Here is an 18,722-nt window from a genome sequence, read left to right as displayed (position 1 = left end):
CGGACGGATGCCAACATCCATCCATCGAACAGGAGGACTACATGGGGATCGCATTTGCCAAAGACTGGGACAACATCAATGGGCTCCAGGCAAAGCATGGATTGCAGTACGCCGATGACTACAACACCCTGGGCGCGTCAAGCTGGCAGCAGATATGCACCATGCTGAATACATGGGCAAAAAGAGAAATTGCCCATAACCACGCCAACGAACTCCACGACGTGGCCACCGCGGTGCTGGACACTCAAACCAATGTCACGGTCGAACTCGGCTTCCATCAGCTACAGAACTTCAACGGACAGAGTTACTTTCACATCACGGTCATACACCCGGACGGCAGAAAGTTCCATATGTTCAGCCGGGCCGTCATCTACATGCAGCAGATCGTGCATATCGAAAAAACCATCGAAGGCGGCACCCGGGTTCCCACTTCCTACGAGAAGAGGATCTATACGTATCCCCAACAGCCTTACAACCCCATCGTTTGATCAGGCCTCTTCGTACCAGCGGTCCTTGGCCAGCATCACGCGGTGGTGGCCGTGTCCGGACGGCATCATCGGAAAGCAGTTCTCCTGCGCCGCCACCTCGACGTTGAGGAAGAACGGTCCGTCGCTCGCAAGGCACTCGACCAGCGCCTCTTCCAGTTCGGCCGGGTCGGTCACGCGGCGCGCGCCCCAGCCGAAGGCCTTGGCCAGGGCCACGAAGTCGGGCAGCGCCTCGTTCCAGCTGTGGCTCAGGCGGTTGCCGTGGTTCAGTTCCTGCCACTGGCGCACCATGCCCATGTAGCCGTTGTTGCACAGCACCAGCTTCACCGGTACGCGGTGCTGCACGGCAGTGGACAGCTCCTGGATGTTCATGAGCACCGACGCATCGCCGCTCACGCACACCGTCAGCGCCTCGGGGTGGCCGATCTGCGCGCCGATGGCCGCCGGCAGGCCGTAGCCCATGGTCCCGGCACCGCCTGAAGTAAGCCAGCGGCGCGGGCTGTCGAAGCGCAGGTACTGCGCGGCCCACATCTGGTGCTGGCCCACGTCGGTCGAGACGATCGCGTCGCGCCCGCCGATGGCGCGGTTCAGCGAAGACATCAGCTGCTGCGGCAGGATCGCGTCCTCGCGCGTCTCGAAAGCCAGGCAGTCTTCGGCGCGCCAGCGTTCGATGCGCGACCACCACGGCGCCAGCCGCTCGGGGGCAAAGCTGTCGGGCAGCAGCGCCAGCAGGCCTTCGAGGATCGCCGCGCAGTCGCCCACCATCGGCACGTCGACGTGCACCACCTTGTTGATGCTGCCGGGGTCGATGTCGATGTGGATCTTGCGCGCATGCGGGCAGAACTCGTCGAGCTTGCCGGTCACGCGGTCGTCGAAGCGCGCACCGATGCACACCACCAGGTCGGCCTCGTGCATGGCCAGGTTGGCCTCGAGCATGCCGTGCATGCCCAGCATGCCGATGAACTTGGGGTCCGACGCCGGGAAGGCGCCCAGCCCCATCAGCGTGAGCGTGCACGGCGCGTGCAGCAGGTGCACCAGCCGCGTGAAGGCTTCGCAGGCCTCGGGGCCGGAGTTGATGAGCCCGCCGCCGCCGTAGATGACCGGACGGCGCGCCGTGGACAGCAGGTCGGCCGCGCGCTGCATCATGGCCTTGGGCGGCATCGCGGCGCGGCTGGTGCGCAGCGCGCGCAGCGGCGCCGGCTCGGGCGCATGGCTCAGGCGGTTGAGCTGGATGTCCTTCGGCACGTCGAGCAGCACCGGCCCGGGGCGGCCGGTGGTGGCGATCTCCAGCGCGCGGCGCACCAGCGAAGGCACGTCGTCCGCCGAGCGCACCTGGCGGTTCCACTTGGTCACCGAGCGCGACATGCCCAGCGCGTCGCTCTCCTGGAAAGCCTGCGTACCGATCACCGCGGTCGCCACCTGCCCGCTGATGCACAGCACCGGCACCGAGTCGCTCATGGCGTCGAGCAGCCCGGTGATGGTGTTGCCCACGCCGGGGCCGGAAGTGACCAGCACCACGCCCACCCGTCCGGTGCTGCGCGCATAGCCTTCGGCCGCATGCACCGCGGCCTGCTCGTGGCGCACCAGCACATGGCGCAGCCGCGGCTCGCCGTGCAGCGCGTCGTACAGCGGCAGCGCCGCGCCGCCGGGGTAGCCGAAGATGGTGTCGACGCCGCACTCGACCAGCGTGTCGAGCAGGGCTTCGGCACCGTTGCGCACCACGGGGGGCGCCTCGGGGTGGAGGGACAGGGAGGGCGTGAGGGGTAGGTCGAGCAGTCGCATGCCGTCGATTCTTCCGGTTTGAGCGCAAAATATGCTTCTTTCTTTTGGCTCTTCGGACTCGATTCATGAAAATCAATCGCCAAATCATCGGTGACAACGAAGGATCTTTCGACAAGACCGATCTGGCGATCCTCCGTGTGCTGCTGCTCGATTCCCGCAAGACCCTGCAGGAGATCGGCAACGAGGTCGGCCTGTCGCCCACCAGCTGCTGGACGCGCATCAAGAAGCTCGAGGCCACGGGCGTCATCAAGCGCTACACGGTCGACGTCGATCCGGCGAAGCTGGGCTACCACGACTCGGTGATCGTGCAGGTCACGCTGGAGAGCCACACCGACGAGACCCTCTACGACTTCGGCCGCGTGCTCGCGACCATCCCCGAGATCCAGGAGGCCTACCTGGTCTCCGGTGACTACGACTACTACATCCGCATCGCCGTGCGCGACACCCGCGACTACGAGCGCCTGCTGCGCGAGAAGCTCTACAAGATCCCCGGTATCCGGCACAGCAAGTCGCACTTCGTGCTGCGCGTGCTGAAGGAGACCAGCGTGCCGGTCATCTGAAGCCCGGCTCAGAGCCGGACCAGTTCGACCCGGCGGTTCTTCGCGCGCCCCGCCTCGCTGTCGTTCGGCGCCACAGGCTCGGCCGACCCGGCGCCGCGGGTCGTGAAGCGGCGCGGGTCCACGCCGGCCTTCACCAGCGCCGCGATCACCGCCAGCGCGCGGCGCTTCGAGAGATCGTCGTTGTGCTTCGCGTCGCCCTGCGCATCGGTGTGGCCCACCACCGAGAGCTTCAGCGGCGGATTGCCGCGCATGAGCTTGGCCATTTCGTCGAGCGTGGGCTGCGACTCGGGCCTGATGACGTCCTTGTCCAGGTCGAACAGGATGCCGTAGAGGTTCACGCGCCCTGTCTCCGCCAGGCTCTTCTGCATGGCCGTGGCATCGACGAAGACGATCTTGTTGTCTTCCATCGCCTTGGTCTCGACCACCCGCACGAAGGCGTGGTTGCCCACGTCGGCGTTGTGCTCGGCCAGCGCGATGCTGGCGTACACGGTGCCCGTGGGGCCGGCCTTCTTCGCCAGCAGGTAGCGGCCGCTCACCGCGAAGTAGTTGCGCGCGTAGTCGCCCCGGCTGCCCAGGCGCGGCCATTCGGGCTCGTCGAAGGCCAGCGCAAAGTCGTAGGGCGTGGTGGTGTCGACGCTGCCCGGGCGCGGTCTGTAGCACGACGCATTGGCCGTGCCGCAGGTGAACAGCACCTCGAAGCCCTTGGCCTTGAGGCTGGACTCGTAGTTGCGCTGCACCTCGAGCAGCGAGCGCTCCTTGGGCAGGCGGTAAAGGTAGAGCGTGACCTTGCCCTCGACCCGCAGCAGGTCGGGCTTGCCGCCGCCCCAGTTCTGGAACGGCTCCTTGATGAGGCCGACCTCGTCGTACGCGGCGGCCTTGTAGCCGTCGAGCACCGCGCCCTCGTAGCGGCCGACCAGCGGATGGTCCTTGGAGGGCTCGGCGGCGAATGCGCCGGCAAGCAGCAACGGCGACAGCAGAGCCGCGCCGGCCAGGCGCGTGCATCGGGCCATGAAAGAAGTCTTTGTCATCGAAGGCATCGGCTGGAACGGCGATGCGCTTCATGCTAGGCAGTGAAGCCGCCGCTGTGCATTCGACGGATGGCCTATGCCGTGGCCGGACCGCCCCGGCCACCCCTGGCTCAGCGCATCAACGCATCAACGTATTCGACGGCAAGGTCTCGTCCAGCAGCTTGCGCGCCGTCTCGATGCCCGCCACCGGCAGCAGCTTGGGGTCGAGCAGGCCGACCTGCACCAGCACGCTGGCCTGGTCCCAGTAGATGTGCTCGTGGTAGAGCTTGTCGCCGCGGAACTTGATGACGGCCAGCAGCGGCACTTCCACCCGCTTGCCGGTGGGCGCCACGCCGGGCAGCATCCACGGGATCTCGGTGGTGTGGGTGAAGCTGAACAGCAGTTCGTCGACCACCTGGGTGGCGCCGATGGTGCGCGAGATCGAGGTGAGCGCGGTGTCCGGCGGGTTGCTGTTGACGAAGTGGTTCGTATAGAAGGCGTGCAGGTCCTTGTAGCCCACGCCGCCGGTCATGGTCGGGATGTGGTTGACGTAGGGCTCGGCCACCATGGTGCGCATGGTGTCGTCGACGTTGCGCGTGGCGAACTCGTATTCGCAGTGCTTGTCCCACAGCGCGGAGAGGTCGTAGTGCGGGCCGATGGCGTCTTTCAGCGTGGCGATGCTGCGCTCGTGCGCCATGAGCGCCGAGGGCTTGTGGAAGTGCTCGCCGCCCGCGCGTGCGAAGGCGTGGTCCATGCCGGGGTAGACGTACAGCGACACGCCGGGCCGGCCCTTGAGCGCGGCCAGGATGCGGTCGCGCGCCTCGGGCGGGCAGAACTTGTCGAGCTCGGCGATGTGCAGGGTCAGCGGGCATTTGATGTTGTCGGCCTCGTCCAGCGCGGCGTCGATACCCACGCCGTAGTAGCCGACCACCGCATCGGCGTCGGTGCGGCAGGCGCTGAGGTAGGCGAGCTTGCCGCCGAGGCAGAAGCCGAGCACGCCAACCTTCTTTTCCGTTACCTCGGCACGGGCGCGCAGCGCGTCGATGGCGGTCTGCATGTCCTGCATGCCCTTGGCTTCGTCGAAGCCGCCGTACAGGGCAAAGGCACGCTGCCAGTCGGCTTCGCTGTAGCCCAGCTCCACGCCGGGTTCCTGGCGCCAGAACAGGTCGGGCACCAGCACCACGTAGCCTTCCTCGGCGTAGTAGTCGGCCACCTCGCGCATCGTGTGGTTGATGCCGAAGATTTCCTGGGCAATCACGAGGCCGGGGCCGGTGCCCGCCTCTGGCAGCGCCAGGTAGCCGCGAAAGGCGCCGCTGCCGTCGGCGGCCTGCATCTGGATGTATTGGCCCGGGGCCTTGGTTTTCTCTTGCATGTGGGTTCTCCGTTCTATTGCAAACATTCCGGGTGCCGCGTCGTCACCTGGTAGTAGCCCGAGTGAAAGACCAGCGGCTCGCCGTCGAAGCGGTCGTAACGCTCGACCTCGCCGATGAAGATGAGGTGATCGCCCCCGTCATACTGCCTGACATTGCGGCAGACGAAGCGCGCAATGACATCATTGAGCAAGGGTACGCCCGCCGTGCCCTCGCAGCAGTCCACGCCGCCGAACTTGTCGGCCTGCGGCGTGGAGAACTGGCGCGACAGGTGATGCTGGTGCGCCGCCAGCACGTTGATGGCGAAGTGGCTGGCGCCGGTGAAGTCCGCCACGCTGGGCGCGTTGCGCGCCAGGCTCCACAGCACCAGCGGCGGATCGAGCGACACCGACGAGAACGAGTTGGCCGTCATGCCCACGCGGCGCCCGTCGATGGCGCGCGTGGTGATGACGGTCACGCCGGTGGAAAACTGGCCCAGCGCCTTGCGGAAGTCGCGGCGGTCGAAGCGGTCGGCCGCGGCCTCGCGCGCCCTGTCCTCCAGGAAGCGGTCGGCCTGCGCCGCATCGAACCACCAGGGCGCGAAGGCGCGCGGATCGTCGAAGCCGTTGACCACCGTGCTCGCGACCGAGGGCATGTGCGTCGCGCTCTGCAGCAGCTTGTGAAGGTGCGGCGTGGGCGGCGCGAGCAGGCTGCGGGTCCAGTCGGTGGCCCAGCGGGCGTAGCCCTCCCAGTAGCGGTCGAAGGTCTCCTGCATCCAGGCCGCGTCGAAGGGTGCGTCGGCGTTCTCGAGGATGCGCTGCTGGTAGATGTGGGCGCTCTTGGCCGCGTTGTTCGAGCCTTGCCCGGTGATCGGGTCGTTGAGCACCACCACGTCGGCCATGCCCAGCACCTGGCGCCCGGAGGGCAGCGTGGCGACGGGCTTGCGCACCGTGGGCGCGAAGCTGCCGACGAGGATGCCGTTGTCGTCGGTCAGCGCGATGTCCCGGCAGCGCTCGGCCTCCCAGGGCAGGAAGGTTTCGAGGATCTGCCTGCTGCGCGCCAGGTGCTCCTGCGGCGTCTTCACGTCGGCCCAGCAGTCCATCGGTCCGCCCGGAATGCCTTCGAACACCATGATCTCGCAGGGCCCGCTGGTCGTGAGCGCGGGGAACACGAAGTACTCGCCCACGCCGGGAATCAGGTTGAAGCACACGGCCGGGAACGGCTCGCGCGGCTTCATGCCCTTCACGTAGGTCAGCGCCAGCACGCGTTGCGGCGCATCGAACGCGCTGCGTTCGGCGTCGCGCTCGAACAGCTTTGCGATCTCGCCCTTGCCGCTGGCCACCACCACCAGTTCATGCGTGCGCGCGCACGCCTCCAGGGCATCGAGCCCCACGGCCTTCAGCACGATCCGGCCGCCGCGTTGCTCGAAGGCATTCATCCAGCCGTGGATCTTGACGCGCTGGTCGACCGACTGCGCCGCGCCGTCGAGCCGGGCGCTCCACTCGATCGCCTTGCCGCCCTGCGGGTTGCGCACCGTCATGCCGATGCCTTCCACGCGCGGGCAGTCGTCGGCCCAGAAGTCGAGCCCGAGTTCGCGCTCGGTCTGCAGCGCGGTCTCGAACATGCACTGGCTGGACATGACCGGCCCCTCGATAATCTCCCGCGCGCCGCGGTTCGAGTAGACCGTCACCTCGTGCCCGGCCGCCTGCAGGCCCAGCGCAAGCTGCATGCCGGACTGGCCGGCGCCGACGATGGCAACGCTGCGTTTCATGGCGTCGTCAGGCCGCCGCGGCGGCGCACGTGTCGATGTAGCGGTCGGCCTCCACCGGGTCTGCGAACCACGGGAAGAAGGTGCGCGGATCGTCGAAGCCGTTGGCGAAGGCGCTGGCCAGCGTGGGCATCGCGCCGGCGCTGCCGAGCAGCTTCAGCACATGGGGCGGCGGCGGCGTGAGCAGCATGTTGGTCCACTGCGTGACCCACTGCGAATAGCCGAACCAGTAGCGGTCGAAGGTCTGCTGCATCCACGAGGCGTCGGCCGCGCCCTCGCCGCGCGCGAGGATGCTCTTGAGGTACACATCGGCGCACTTGGCCGCGTTGTTCGAGCCCTGGCCGGTGATCGGGTCGTTGAGCACCACCACGTCGGCCAGGCCGAGCACCTTGCGCCCCGAAGGCAGCGTGGCCACGGGCTTGCGCACCGTGGGCGCGAAGCGGCCGGCGAGGATGCCGTTGTCGTCGGTCAGCTCGATGTCCTTGCAGCGCCCGGCTTCCCACGGCGTGAAGGTGTCGACGATCCACTTGCTGCGCGCCAGGTGCTCCTGCGGCGTCTTCACGTCGGCCCAGCAATCCATGGGGCCGCCCGGAATGCCTTCGAACACCATGATCTCGCACGACCCGCTGGTCGTGAGCGCGGGAAACACGAAGTACTCGCCCACGCCGGGAATCAGGTTGAAGCACACGGCCGAGAACGGCTCGCGCGGCTTCATGCCCTTCACGTAGGTCAGCGCCAGTGCGCGCTGCGGCTTGTCGAAGGTCGACTTGTGGGCGTCGCGCTCGAAGAGCTTCGAGATCTCGCCCTTTCCGCTCGCCACCAGCGTGAGGTCATGCGTCTGCGTGCAGGTTTCGAGCTCGTCGATGCCAGCGTCCTTGAAGACCAGCTCGCCGCCCTTCTTCTGGAATTCGGCCATCCATGCCGGGATCTTCACGCGCTGGTCGACCGACTGCGCGCTCGAATGCAGCCGTGCCGCCCACTCGATGGCCTTGGCGCCCTTCTGCTCGGGATGCGGCACCGCCAGCCCGATGCCGTCGACCGTGGGGCATTCCCTGGCCCAGTGGTCGAGGCCAAGGTCTCGCTCGATCTGCAGCGAGGTGTGGAACATGCACTGGCTCGACATCACCTTGCCGTTGCGTATGTCGTCCGCCGTGCGGTTGCTGAACATGGTGACTTCGTAGCCCGCGCCCAGCAGGCCGAGCCCCAGTTGCAGGCCCGACTGGCCTGCGCCGACGATTGCGATTCGCTTCATTGTCTTGCTCCTTGCTTGCTAGTCCATCAACTTGGGAATGGCCGGCACGGCCTGCTCGGGGCCCATGGCCGCGTAGCCGCCGTCCACCGCGTAGTCGGCGCCGGTCACGAAGCTCGCGTGGTCCGAGCACAGGAACAGCACCACCTGCGCCACCTCGTCGGGGTCGCCCACGCGGCCCAGCAGATGGAAAGGCGCCGCCACGCGGTCGGTCTTGGCGCGGTCGCCGTTGCTCAGGCGGTCCATCACGGCCGACCATGTCCAGCCCGGCGACACGCTGTTCACGCGGATGCGGTCGCCCGCCAGGTCCATGGCCATGTTGCGGGTGAGCTGCGCCATCGCGGCCTTGCTGACCGGGTACAGCCAGCGCCCGGTCTGCGCCACGCGCGACGAGATGCTCGTGAAATTGACCACCGCCCCTCCGCCCGCCGCCACCATGTGCGGATGCACCGCCTGCAGCATCGCCACCGCGCTGGCCACGTTCACGTTGAACGAGCTGAGCCAGTCGGCGCGCGGCGACTTGAAGCCGTCGTCCACGTAGGAGCACGCGAGGTTCACCAGAAAGTGCACGCCGCCGTGCCGCTGCGCCGCCTGGGCCACGCATGCCGCCACCTGTGCGTCGTCGGTGATGTCGGTGTGCGCGAAAAGCGCGCCGGCGCCCAGCGAATCGGCCAGCGCCTGCCCGTTGCCGGCGTCGATGTCCGCAATGGTCACCTTCACACCAGCGGCGTGCAGCGCGCGCACCACGCCGGCTCCTATCAATGTGGCACCGCCGGTGACGATGGCGCTCCTGCCTTCGAGTCCCTTGAACATGACGCTGGCTCTCCTGTTACGGTGGATCAACCGGGCCGGGCTGGCCCGTGGGGTCGTACGTTAGGAGGCCGGGGCGCGCGCACGCATCCCGCAAGCGCAGGCGCTGTCCCTGCCGCGCATGTTTTTTGAGCAGGGGCGATCCGAATTGTGGGCGGGGATGGTTTTTGCTACGGTGCCCCAGCCCCATGGAAACCGCCGCCACGACCCCACGGCTGCCGCTGCAGCGCTACCGACTGTTCGAAAGCCACGACATGGACGAGGCGCGTGAAAGCGTGGCCCGCGTGTTCTGCCCGCACGGCCTGACCATGCTGCGGCCGCGCACCGAACTGGACGCCTGCCACCACAGCGCGCGCCTGCACCGGGACGTGAGCCTCAACTATGTGCAGTACGGGCCGGGCGTGCGGATCGACCCGGGCTATCTGCAGGACTTCTTCCTGCTGCAGATTCCGCTGCGCGGCGGCGCGGACATCCGCTGCGGCGCGCAGCAGATCGATGCCACGCCCAGCCTGGCATCGCTGCCGTCGCCGACCGAACAGCTCTCCATGCGCTGGGCCGACGACAGCCCGCACCTGATCGTGCGGCTGGCCCGCCCGGCGCTGCAGTCGCGGCTAGAGGCACTGCTGCAGGCGCCGGTGCGCCAGGCGCTGGTGTTCGAGCTCGGCGTGCCGCTGGACAACCCCGCGCTGGCGCCGCTGGTGCATTTCATCGACTACCTGCGGCTCACGCTCGACGCGGGCAACTCGCTGCAGGCCGGCGGCAGCCGCCTGGCCGAGCATGCCGAGGCCTACCTGATGGCAAGCCTGCTGATGTCGGCGCGGCACAACCACTCGGGCGCCCTGGCCGGCGATGCGCAGCGCGGCCTGCTGCCGCGCGTGGTCCGCAAGGCGCAGGAGTTCATGGCGGCGCACGCCGAGCAGCCGGTGTCGCTGGCCGACGTGTGCCGCGAGGTCGGCTGCAGCGCACGCGCATTGCAGCTGGCGTTTCGCCAGCATGCGGGCCAGGGTCCGATGGAGTTCCTGCGCGAACTCAGGCTCGACAGGGTGCGGGCCGACCTGGTGGCGGCGGCGCAGCGCGACGACGGTGGCGGCGTGCGCGAGACGGCGGAGAAATACGGCTTTCTTCACCTCGGCCATTTCGCGGCGCAGTACCGCGCCCGCTTCGGCCAAAAGCCCTCCGAGACGCTAGCGCATAGGGCTTGCGCCGACAAAACCAAGATACTATGAGAATAGTTCTTATTTGATAAAAGGCGTCGAACCGGTTATTTGTTCGAGGCCCGCCGACCTGGCTCAAGACGCATCCGCGCGGCTCACCACCGCGCCACGCCGCCTCGACAGCATGACCGCTTCAAACGTTTCTCCTTCCCGCGTCGCCTGGCGCATCGCCGCCGGCATGCTCGGCGGCTACGCCTTCACCTGGGGCTTCATCGCCCTGGCCATCGGCCTGCTGTTCGCAGCCCGCATGGAATTCCACGACGCCGAGGCGCTGGGCTACATCGTGGGCTTCATCGTCTTCCTGGTCGCGTTCCTCTGGGCGTTCTCGGCGCACAGCCTGGCGCGCGTGTGGCTCGTGCTGGCCGGCGGCGGCGCACTCATGGCCGGTGCCGCCTGGCTGGTGCAGCGCACGCTGCTCTGATCGTCGACGCGCACGCCCAAGGAGACCCAAGTCCGTGTTCCAGAATTTCCGCCTCTCGATGGCCTGGCTTCATACGTGGTTCGGCCTTGTGCTGGGCTTCGTGCTGATGGCCGTCTTCTTCTTCGGTTCGCTGTCGGTGTTCGACCGCGAGATCGACCGCTGGGCGATTCCCTCGACCCGCTTCGAGCCGCAGCCCATGCCGTCGTTCGACAGGATGCTGCTGCCCGTCTTCCAGGACATGAAGCCCAGCGCCCAGAGCATCGAGCAGGCCCGCAGCCGCGTGAGCGGCCCCATGGCCGACAGCTTTCCGGTGGTCAAGAGCTGGGGCGCCTACACCACGCACCGCGACCCGGTGCTCAGCCTGTTCTCCAGCTATGAACTGCCCAATGCCAAGGACCCCGAAGACAGCGTTTTCGGCGACCGCACCATCGACCCGCGCAACGGCAGGCTGCTGCCCGACGACCACTTGAAGATCGGCAGCCAGTTCTTCTACCCGCTGCACTACAGCCTGCACCTGGAGTGGAAGAACCTGGGCTACTTCATCGTCGGGTTCTCGGCGCTCGTCATGCTGGTGGCGCTGGTCAGCGGGGTAGTCATGCACCGCAAGATCTTCCGCGAGCTCTTCACCTTCCGCCCGCGCAAGCACACGCAGCGCAGCACGCTCGACCTGCACAACCTGACCGGCGTGGTGGCGCTGCCCTTCCATTTCATCTTCGCCTTCTCGGGGCTGGTGATCTTCGGCAGCATCTACTTTCCGATCACCGACACCCAGCTCAAGCCGCTGCACGACCTGCATGAAAAGCACGAGGCAATGGAAACCGGCCTGCCGCACGACCGCGCGGGCGTGCCCGGCACGCTGGCATCGGTGGACGCCATGGTGGCCGAGGCCAAGCGCCGCTGGGCGGCCAAGGACATGGCCGGCGACGTGGGCTTCCTCAGCGTGCAGCACGTGGGCGACGCCAACAGCTACGTCAGCGTGTACCGCGCCGGCACCGACCGCATCGCGCTGACCGGCGAAGGCATCCACTTCAAGGCCTCGACCGGCGAGGTACTGCGCGAAGACCCGCCGCTCACGCCCGTGGCCAGCGTCAACACCTTCCTTACCGGCCTGCACCTGCAGCACTTCCGCCACTGGCTGCTGAGGTGGCTGTATGTGCTGGGCGGCCTCTCGGGCTGCGCGTGCATTGCCACCGGCTTCGTCTTCTTCGTGGAAAAGCGCAAGCGCCAGCATGCGAAGCAGGAGCGCGGCGGCGCGCGCTGGGTCGACGCCTTCGCGGTGACCACCGTGACCGGCATGCTCGTCGCCACGCTGGCCATGCTGATCGGCAACCGCCTGCTGCCCGACGACCTGCCGGCGCGCGGTGACTGGGAAAAGTACATCTTCTGCGGCGCATGGCTGCTCGCGTTCGCGCACGCCATCTGGCGCACCGCGCCTGTTGCCGAGGCGCGCATGGCCCCCGCCTGGGCAGAGCAGTGCTGGGCCGTCGCCGTGATGGCCGTGGCCGCGGTGCTGCTGAACTGGGTGACCACCGGAGACCACCTGCTGCGCACTCTTGGCCAGGGCTACTGGCCGGTGGCGGGCGCCGACCTGTTCATGCTCGCCAGCGCCGCGGTCGCGGTCATGGCCGCACGCAAGCTCGGCCGCCGCACCGGCGTGACCTCCGCTCCGGCGGCACCTCGCGCGGCCTCCGCCGGCGTTGAGGAGAGCGCCCGTGCCTGACGCCCTCCTCCTGCTGCTGGCCGTGCTGGCCAACATCGCCGGCCTCGGCTGGCTCGCGCTGGCCATGGATGTTCATTGGGAACAGGCGTTCGGCCCGGTGCCCGCGTCGCGTGGCACGGTGGTGCTGCTGCGCGTGCTTGGCGTGTCGGGGCTGGTCGCGTCGCTGCTGCTGTGCCTGGCAGTCGACCACGCTTCGATGGCTTCGCTGGTGTGGTTCATGACGCTGGCCGGCGCCGCGCTGGCCATCGCGTTCACCGCAGCCTGGAAGGCCCGCTGGCTGGCCTTGCTGGCGGCCTGGGTTCGTCCGGCCGCCTGACACGCCACCCTCCACACACGGGGCCGAGCCAGTCCGCCGCCCCTGCCTGTCACGAAAAAGTATTCCCCGGTGGCGGGGGAAGCCGGCTTGGCCAACGACATAATGGCGGCCGCGCGCGGTAGCGGGCCGGTGGGCCGGTCCCGGCATTCAACCGGCGCACCTAGAGCAAGCTGAACAAGATTTCCAAGGCAGAAGCGATCTATGAGGCTTGGCCGCAAAGGCTGTTGGCGAATCGGCCGGTCGATCGCAAAGCTCTGGCTGGCGCTGCTGCTGGCCATCCTGCCCTTTGCGCGTGCCGACGAAGCGCCGCGGAACGCGTACACCGCCGTCCACATCACCCGGGCGGAACTGCTGTCCGTGACGGGTACGGGCTATTCGCTCCCGCCGCAGCAGATAGAAGACACCACCCTGCCGAGCGCCGGCTGGAAGCCTGTCAGCCTCCCATACACGGCCTTGCGTGAACTGGTGCCCACGGCGTCCAGCGGCATGCGGGCCGTCACCGACTGGTACCGCATCGACCTGTCGGGCCAGCCCCGTACGACGCAGCAACGCGTTCTCTACCTCCCGCGCTGGAAGACCCTGGGGCACATCGCGGTCTACGGCGACGGCGTGCTGCTCTACCAGTCGCACGGCAGCCCCGTCCACAACGGCTACAACCATCCGCTGCTGCTGCCGCTGAACGCGACCGCGAACACGCTGTCCCCGAAGTCCGTGCTGATCCGGGTCGACCGCCTGCGCAACAGCGGAAGCGGGTTCTCCACGGTGTGGGTGGGCGACGAGCATGCCCTGGCCTGGCGCTACCAGTCGCGCCAGATGCTGCAGGTGCAGTTGCCGTTCATGGGCAGCGCGGCGTTCCTGGCGGTGGGCGCGTTCGCGTTCGCGGTGTGGCTGGGCAAGCGGCGCGAATCGCTCTACCTGCTGTTCTTCGCCATTTCGGCCGTGGCGTTCCTGCGCATGCTGCACTACTACGTGGGCGGCAGCTACCTGCCGATTTCGGACGAATGGTTCGAATGGGTGACCGTGGCCAGCCTGCTGTGGCTGATCGTCCTCATCCACCTGTTCCTGCAGCGCCTGCACCAGCAGCCCTCGGCCTGGCTGACCCGGCTGGCGCTGGGCCTGACGCTGGCCTGCAATGTCGCGACGCTGCCGCACGTGTCGACGTCGATCGTCAGCCTCTACCTGTTCACGCCGCTGCTCAACCTGGCGGTACTGCCGGTGGCGGTGCTGATCTTCGCGGTGAACCTGCGCAAGGCCCTGCGGGCGCAACTGCCGGAAGGGCGGCTGGTGGCGGGCTGGACGGTCTTCGCCGTCGTGTTCACCTCCTACGACGGGCTCCTGCAGAACAACCTGGTCAGCCCGGAGAGCGTGTACACCTCGCCCTACGCCGTCATCGGCCTGTTCTTCGTCTTCTCGTTCATCATGTTCCAGCGCTACACCGGCGCGTTCGCCGAAGTGGGCCGGCTGAACACCGAACTGGTCCTGCGGCTGCGGGCACGCGAAGCCGAACTGGAGCAAAGCTACCAGCGCCTGCGCGTCATTGAGAACCAGCAGATGCTCAACGCCGAACGGCGGCGCCTGATGCAGGACATGCACGACGGCCTGGGCTCGTCGCTGATCAGCGCCATCCGCTCGGTCGAGCGAGGCACCATGAACGAGGCCGAGATTTCCAGCGTGCTCAAGAGCTGCATGGAAGACCTGAAGCTGGTCATCGACTCCATGGAAAGCGTGGACGCCGACCTGCTGCTGCTGCTGGCGACCCTGCGCTTTCGCCTGGCGCCGCGCATCGAGGGCGCCGGCGTCGCGCTGCGCTGGGAGGTTCAGCCCGTGCCCGTGCTGGCCTGGCTGGACCCGAACAGCGCACTGCACATCCTGCGCATCGTGCAGGAATGCGTGGCCAACGTGCTGCGCCATACGCGGGCCTCGACCATCTGCTTCAGCACCGAGACGACCGACGACGGCGTGTGCGTGGTGATCGAGGACAACGGCGAGGGCTTCGCCGTGGAAGAGGCCCTGCGCCGGCACGGCCGCGGCTTGCGCAACCAGCAGCAGCGTGCGCAGGCCATCGGCGCCAGGGTGAGCTGGGAATCCGGCAGCGCCGGCACCCGGTTCACGCTCTGGCTGCCTCTGCACCGCGACGCCGACACCATGAAGGCGCCGGATCCGGTTTGAGCTCCGTCAGAGGCCGGCGGCGATCTGCTCGCGCAGCCACCTGTGCGCGGGATCGCGGTGCCGGCGCTCATGCCAGAGCATCGCCATCTCGTAGCCGGGCACCTCCAGCGGTGCCTCCACGACACGCAACCCGGCCGCGCCGCGCGCCAGCCGCTCGGGCAGCATCGCGACCATGTCGGTGCGGGCCAACACCGACACCATGAAAAGAAAGTGCGGCACCGACAGCGCCACGCGCCGCGTCAGGCCCTTTTCGGCCAGCGCCTCGTCCGTCGGCCCGGCAAAGCCACCGCCGCCGGGCGACACCACCACATGCTCCAGCGCGCAGAACTGCGCGAGCGACGGCCGCCGTTTCAGGCGTGGATGCCCTTCCCGCCCGGCCAGCACATAGCGCTCGTGGAACAGCACGCGCCGGTGCAGCCCGGGCTGCGCGCCCACACTGGTGTGAAAGAACAGGTCGACCTCCGCCTGCTCCAGTTGCCGCGCCATGCGCGAGGGCACCGCCTCCACCACGGCCAGCCGCGTGTGCGGCGCCGCGGCACGCAGCCCGGCCAGCGCCGGCAGCAGGATGGCCGACTCGGCATAGTCGGCAGCGGCCACGCGCCAGGTGGTCGTCGCCTCGGCGGGGTCGAAAGGGCGCGTGGGCGCCACCGCGCGGCCCAGCGATTCGAGCGCCTCGCGCAGAGGCTCGCGCAGTTCGTCGGCGCGCGCGGTGGGCCGCATGCCGCGCTGCGCGGGCACAAGCAGCGGGTCGTCGAAGGCTTCGCGCAGCTTGGCGAGTTGCACGCTCACGGAGGGCTGCGACAGGTTCAGCCGCTCGGCCGCGCGCGTGACGTTGCGTTCGGCCAGCAGCGTGTCGAGCGTGACCAGCAGGTTGAGGTCGAGGCGGCTGAAATTGTTCATGGCAATTCCTGGAATTCATACTATTCATTTCCAATATATCGCCAGGAAACCTAACCTGCGGGCATCTTCATTCGAACCTCCACGAAACATGAACATCCTGCTGGTACTTGCCCACCCCGAAGCCGCTTCGCTCAACGGCTCGCTCCATCGCTTCATGCTCGAGCACCTGACGGCCATCGGCCATTCCGTGCAGGTATCCGACCTGTACGCCATGCGCTGGAAGCCCGCGCTCGATGCCGACGACTTCCCCGCGCGCGACACCGCCGCGCGCTTCGACCCCGTGCTCGACTCGCTCCATGCGTTCGAGACTGGCACGCAAACCGCTGACATCGCCGGCGAACAGGAAAAACTGCTGTGGGCGGACGCCGTGATCCTGCAGTTCCCGCTGTGGTGGTACTCGATGCCCGCCATCCTCAAGGGCTGGGTCGAGCGCATCTATGCCTATGGCTTTGCCTACGGACTCGGCGAACACTCGGACACCCACTGGGGTGACCGCTTCGGCGAAGGCGTGATGGCCGGCAAGCGCGCGATGCTGGTGGTGACGACCGGCGGCTGGGCATCGCACTACGCGCCGCGAGGCATCAACGGGCCCATGGACGACCTGCTGTTCCCCATCCAGCACGGCATCCTGTACTACCCGGGCTTCGACGTGATGCCGCCGTACGTGGTGCATCGCACGAACAAGATCGACGATGCAGCCTACGCACGCATCACCGGGGAACTGGGTCAGCAACTCGACACGCTCTTCACGGCCGAGCCGATCCCGTTCCGTCCACAGAACGCCGGCGACTACGAGATTCCCGCCCTCACCCTGCGCGAGGACATCGCGCCGGGCAAGACAGGCTTTTCGGTGCACACCGCTTAAGGCAGCACCGGGTTGGCGACCGCGTTGGCAATTGCAGCGTCGGCATCCACGCGCAGCATGAAGCGCCTGGCCACGAGATCGTTGGCCGCCGTGGTCACTGCCGCCACGTAGCCTGCCTGGTCCACATAGCGCTCCTGCAGCGACGGGCGCGGGTCGCTCCCGCGCAGCGCCGCCGTCTTGGCGAATGCGAAGTAGGAGCCGAACAGGCCCGCCTGGTCGATGCGCCCGGGCTGATTCGTGTAGTTCCAGCCGGTGTTGGTGCCCAGCGGCACGGCCACGTCGATGCTGCGGATGCCCGCGATGTCGTTGCCGTCGGCATCGACCTGCGGCACCAGGATCGCGTAGTCGCGACCCAGGTAGGCCGGCGGCACCTGGGCGGCGATGCCGCTCTCGTCCTGCGGCCGGTAGCCGGGGCCCCAGTCGAGCAGCGAGTAAGTGTTGACCAGCCCCGTGTAGCTCACCCCGGGAATGGCCGGGAACGCGACCCGCGCCGGGCGCACCAGCGTGCCGTCGGCGATCCTGGGCACCTGGTTGTCGGGCGGCGTGGTGCCCTTGACGACCCAGTCCTCCAGGTTCTGGTACAGCGCACGCACGACCGGGATCACGCCCGTGTTGGCATTGGTCGCATACAGCGCCCCGGCGCCCGCGCCCGGCACCGACGCGAGGCCCAGCAGGTGGTGCGAGCTGGCGTAGTAGTAGATGCGCGCGTTGCCGGGCTGCACCAGGTCGGCCGTGCCCCAGGCGTCGGTCAGCAGCGGCGAACCCTGCAGCGTCCAGAACTCGGTGCCGCTGAAGCCGATGAAGAGCTTGGGACAGGTGCCGCTCGCCTCGCAGCGCGACAGGATGCCGCCGCGCCGCTGGGCCACGTCGTCCACGTAGTCCTTCGACAGGCCGCGCGTGCCGCCCTGGCCGAAGGCCGTGTGGTCGGCGCGCACGCCACCGCCGCCGCCGGGCACGGAGAAGCGCATGTTGATGTTCGTCTGCCGCGCCGCGATCTGCGCGAAAACGCCGTCCAACACCTTGGCGCCCGAGCGGTCCTCGTTGAAGCCGAGGTGCACGAAGGTCTTCATGAAGTTGCCGCACTGCGAGACGCCCGAGGCAATCGTGTTCCTGATCGCGGCCGCCACCGGGTTGGCGGTACCCGCCGCATCGGCGGAGTCCCGATGGAAGAAACTGATCATGTCGCGCAGCGCCGCAAGGCCGAGGCCCATCACCTTCGGGTCTTTCGCGACGTAGACCAGCTCATACAGATAGGCCGGGTCCCACTTGTCCCTGAGGCACACGCTGGTCTCGTCGGGCGTGCCGGGGAACGGCGTGGCGGCACCGCACTTCGCAAACTTCCAGTCGCTCGCCGGAATGAGCTGGCGCGCGTCGCCCTCGTTGATGCGGCGCGTGAGCACATAGCCGGGCTTGGTGTTGTCCAGGCTGGCCGTGGCATACGCCTGCATCGCCGCGTTGAAGGGGCCGCCCGGCAGCGGCAGCGAATCGTTGGTGGCGGCGGTGGGCAGCAGCTCGGCGCGGTAAGTGCCGGTGATGCTGCTGCCGTCGGCGTTCTTCGCCACGGGCACCTTGAGCGTGAGCTTGCCCGGCGCCGCCGGCACGTCGCCCTGCCATGCGGCCGTGAGGAACACGTAGCCGCGCGAGGCGAAGTACGGGTCGAGGTTGACGATGTTGCCGCGGTTGGGCGCGTCGTAGCGCAGCACGCCGCTGGCCTTGCTCATGTCCTTCGGCTTGAAGAGCACGAAGTCGGAGCTGTACTCGACCTTGCCGTTGGCGTTCAGCGGCGCGAGCGACAGGTCCTGGATGATGGCGTTGCGCGCGTCCCTGGGGTCGACCTCGCCGGTAAATGTGCCCGTGATCTTCTCGTAGGCGCCGACGCTGCCGAAAGTGCCGGGCACGTCTTCCGTGGCGGTGATGGCGAGCTTGTATTTGGGCGCGGCAGCCGCCGCGGCGGGCGGGGCAGGCGTGGTCGTGGCGGGCGGCGGCAGCAGCAGGCTGCCTCCTCCCCCGCCGCCGCTTCCGCCGCATGCGCTCAGAAAAAGGGCGGCCGAAGCCACCGTGGCAGCCTTGAGGCTCCAGCGTTTCATGGTCTTGTCTCCTGTTGTGT

16 protein-coding genes and 1 pseudogene are annotated in these 18,722 nt (G+C 67.9%); 8 read left to right on the top strand and 9 right to left on the bottom strand.

Annotated features, from left to right (window positions below; genetic code table 11):
- Positions 1-41: 41 nt before the first annotated feature.
- Positions 42-488, top strand: coding sequence for a hypothetical protein (locus C4F17_RS02710; RefSeq protein ID WP_106934199.1), 447 nt, complete (start codon positions 42-44; stop codon positions 486-488).
- Here the strand turns inward: C4F17_RS02710 and ilvB are convergent, their stop codons facing one another.
- A complete protein-coding gene (ilvB, locus tag C4F17_RS02705) occupies positions 489-2,267 on the bottom strand; it encodes a biosynthetic-type acetolactate synthase large subunit (protein WP_106934198.1) in 1,779 nt (592 codons plus the stop codon).
- 65 nt (positions 2,268-2,332) lie between these two features.
- Here ilvB and C4F17_RS02700 point away from each other — a divergent pair, with 65 nt between their 5' ends.
- A complete protein-coding gene (locus C4F17_RS02700) occupies positions 2,333-2,827 on the top strand; it encodes an Lrp/AsnC family transcriptional regulator (protein ID WP_172839876.1) in 495 nt (164 codons plus the stop codon).
- An 8-nt stretch (positions 2,828-2,835) separates the two neighbouring features.
- Here C4F17_RS02700 and C4F17_RS02695 read toward each other — a convergent pair whose 3' ends face one another.
- The 6 genes and pseudogenes from C4F17_RS02695 to C4F17_RS02675 all read right to left on the bottom strand — a co-directional run bounded on the left by C4F17_RS02695 (position 2,836) and on the right by C4F17_RS02675 (position 9,013).
- Positions 2,836-3,837, bottom strand: a complete 1,002-nt coding sequence (locus C4F17_RS02695; RefSeq protein ID WP_106934197.1) for an OmpA family protein — start codon at positions 3,835-3,837, stop codon at positions 2,836-2,838.
- A 136-nt stretch (positions 3,838-3,973) separates the two neighbouring features.
- Positions 3,974-5,206, bottom strand: coding sequence for a dienelactone hydrolase family protein (locus tag C4F17_RS02690; protein WP_081269017.1), 1,233 nt, complete (start codon positions 5,204-5,206; stop codon positions 3,974-3,976).
- Between the two features lie 14 nt (positions 5,207-5,220).
- Positions 5,221-5,745 (bottom strand): flavin reductase family protein, encoded by a 525-nt coding sequence (locus tag C4F17_RS33290; protein ID WP_234382824.1) that lies wholly within the window; start codon positions 5,743-5,745, stop codon positions 5,221-5,223.
- Positions 5,719-6,954: pseudogene (locus C4F17_RS33700) on the bottom strand (styrene monooxygenase/indole monooxygenase family protein); the annotation flags it as partial. The gene C4F17_RS33290 and the pseudogene C4F17_RS33700, both read right to left, overlap by 27 nt.
- A 7-nt stretch (positions 6,955-6,961) precedes the next feature.
- Positions 6,962-8,203, bottom strand: a complete 1,242-nt coding sequence (locus C4F17_RS02680) for a styrene monooxygenase/indole monooxygenase family protein (RefSeq protein ID WP_106934195.1) — start codon at positions 8,201-8,203, stop codon at positions 6,962-6,964.
- An 18-nt stretch (positions 8,204-8,221) separates the two neighbouring features.
- Entirely contained in the window at positions 8,222-9,013 is a 792-nt protein-coding gene (locus tag C4F17_RS02675; RefSeq protein ID WP_081269020.1) for an SDR family oxidoreductase, read from the bottom strand.
- 185 nt (positions 9,014-9,198) lie between these two features.
- Here C4F17_RS02675 and C4F17_RS02670 point away from each other — a divergent pair, with 185 nt between their 5' ends.
- The 5 genes from C4F17_RS02670 to C4F17_RS02650 all read left to right on the top strand — a co-directional run bounded on the left by C4F17_RS02670 (position 9,199) and on the right by C4F17_RS02650 (position 14,850).
- A complete protein-coding gene (locus tag C4F17_RS02670) occupies positions 9,199-10,236 on the top strand; it encodes an AraC family transcriptional regulator (protein ID WP_106934194.1) in 1,038 nt (345 codons plus the stop codon).
- Between the two features lie 112 nt (positions 10,237-10,348).
- Positions 10,349-10,645 (top strand): iron uptake protein, encoded by a 297-nt coding sequence (locus tag C4F17_RS02665; RefSeq protein WP_081269084.1) that lies wholly within the window; start codon positions 10,349-10,351, stop codon positions 10,643-10,645.
- A gap of 34 nt (positions 10,646-10,679) precedes the next feature.
- Entirely contained in the window at positions 10,680-12,365 is a 1,686-nt protein-coding gene (locus C4F17_RS02660; RefSeq protein WP_106934193.1) for a PepSY-associated TM helix domain-containing protein, read from the top strand.
- Positions 12,358-12,681, top strand: coding sequence for a DUF3325 domain-containing protein (locus C4F17_RS02655; RefSeq protein WP_081269023.1), 324 nt, complete (start codon positions 12,358-12,360; stop codon positions 12,679-12,681). The genes C4F17_RS02660 and C4F17_RS02655 overlap by 8 nt, the downstream gene beginning before the upstream one ends.
- A 201-nt stretch (positions 12,682-12,882) precedes the next feature.
- On the top strand, positions 12,883-14,850 hold the full coding sequence (locus tag C4F17_RS02650) for a sensor histidine kinase (RefSeq protein ID WP_106934192.1): 1,968 nt from the start codon (positions 12,883-12,885) through the stop codon (positions 14,848-14,850).
- 6 nt (positions 14,851-14,856) lie between these two features.
- On the opposite strand, the gene C4F17_RS02645 is transcribed toward C4F17_RS02650, so the two are convergent.
- Complete coding sequence (locus C4F17_RS02645) at positions 14,857-15,750, bottom strand: LysR family transcriptional regulator (RefSeq protein WP_106934191.1); 894 nt, start codon at positions 15,748-15,750, stop codon at positions 14,857-14,859.
- Between the two features lie 88 nt (positions 15,751-15,838).
- On the opposite strand from C4F17_RS02645, the gene C4F17_RS02640 reads away from it, so the two are divergent.
- Positions 15,839-16,615: an NAD(P)H-dependent oxidoreductase gene (locus tag C4F17_RS02640; protein ID WP_106934190.1), complete on the top strand. Its 777-nt coding sequence runs from the start codon at positions 15,839-15,841 to the stop codon at positions 16,613-16,615.
- On the opposite strand, the gene C4F17_RS02635 is transcribed toward C4F17_RS02640, so the two are convergent.
- Positions 16,612-18,702 (bottom strand): alpha/beta hydrolase domain-containing protein, encoded by a 2,091-nt coding sequence (locus C4F17_RS02635; protein ID WP_106934189.1) that lies wholly within the window; start codon positions 18,700-18,702, stop codon positions 16,612-16,614. The two genes, C4F17_RS02640 and C4F17_RS02635, sit on opposite strands and share 4 nt — an antisense overlap.
- Positions 18,703-18,722 lie beyond the last annotated feature (20 nt).

This window comes from Variovorax sp. PMC12 (assembly GCF_003019815.1).
Taxonomy (GTDB): domain Bacteria; phylum Pseudomonadota; class Gammaproteobacteria; order Burkholderiales; family Burkholderiaceae_C; genus Variovorax.
This window is presented reverse-complemented; position numbering and strand designations above follow the sequence as displayed.

What these genes read in the sequence shown, in the direction of transcription:
- C4F17_RS02695 (WP_106934197.1), bottom strand. Translation starts at nt 3,837, where the DNA reads ATGGCCCGATGCACGCGCCTGGCCGGCGCGGCTCTGCTGTCGCCGTTG.
- C4F17_RS02645 (WP_106934191.1), bottom strand. Translation starts at nt 15,750, where the DNA reads ATGAACAATTTCAGCCGCCTCGACCTCAACCTGCTGGTCACGCTCGAC.
- C4F17_RS02680 (WP_106934195.1), bottom strand. Translation starts at nt 8,203, where the DNA reads ATGAAGCGAATCGCAATCGTCGGCGCAGGCCAGTCGGGCCTGCAACTG.
- C4F17_RS02710 (WP_106934199.1), top strand. Translation starts at nt 42, where the DNA reads ATGGGGATCGCATTTGCCAAAGACTGGGACAACATCAATGGGCTCCAG.
- C4F17_RS02700 (WP_172839876.1), top strand. Translation starts at nt 2,333, where the DNA reads ATGAAAATCAATCGCCAAATCATCGGTGACAACGAAGGATCTTTCGAC.
- C4F17_RS02670 (WP_106934194.1), top strand. Translation starts at nt 9,199, where the DNA reads ATGGAAACCGCCGCCACGACCCCACGGCTGCCGCTGCAGCGCTACCGA.
- C4F17_RS02640 (WP_106934190.1), top strand. Translation starts at nt 15,839, where the DNA reads ATGAACATCCTGCTGGTACTTGCCCACCCCGAAGCCGCTTCGCTCAAC.
- ilvB (WP_106934198.1), bottom strand. Translation starts at nt 2,267, where the DNA reads ATGCGACTGCTCGACCTACCCCTCACGCCCTCCCTGTCCCTCCACCCC.
- C4F17_RS02635 (WP_106934189.1), bottom strand. Translation starts at nt 18,702, where the DNA reads ATGAAACGCTGGAGCCTCAAGGCTGCCACGGTGGCTTCGGCCGCCCTT.
- C4F17_RS02650 (WP_106934192.1), top strand. Translation starts at nt 12,883, where the DNA reads ATGAGGCTTGGCCGCAAAGGCTGTTGGCGAATCGGCCGGTCGATCGCA.
- C4F17_RS02690 (WP_081269017.1), bottom strand. Translation starts at nt 5,206, where the DNA reads ATGCAAGAGAAAACCAAGGCCCCGGGCCAATACATCCAGATGCAGGCC.
- C4F17_RS02675 (WP_081269020.1), bottom strand. Translation starts at nt 9,013, where the DNA reads ATGTTCAAGGGACTCGAAGGCAGGAGCGCCATCGTCACCGGCGGTGCC.
- C4F17_RS02665 (WP_081269084.1), top strand. Translation starts at nt 10,349, where the DNA reads ATGACCGCTTCAAACGTTTCTCCTTCCCGCGTCGCCTGGCGCATCGCC.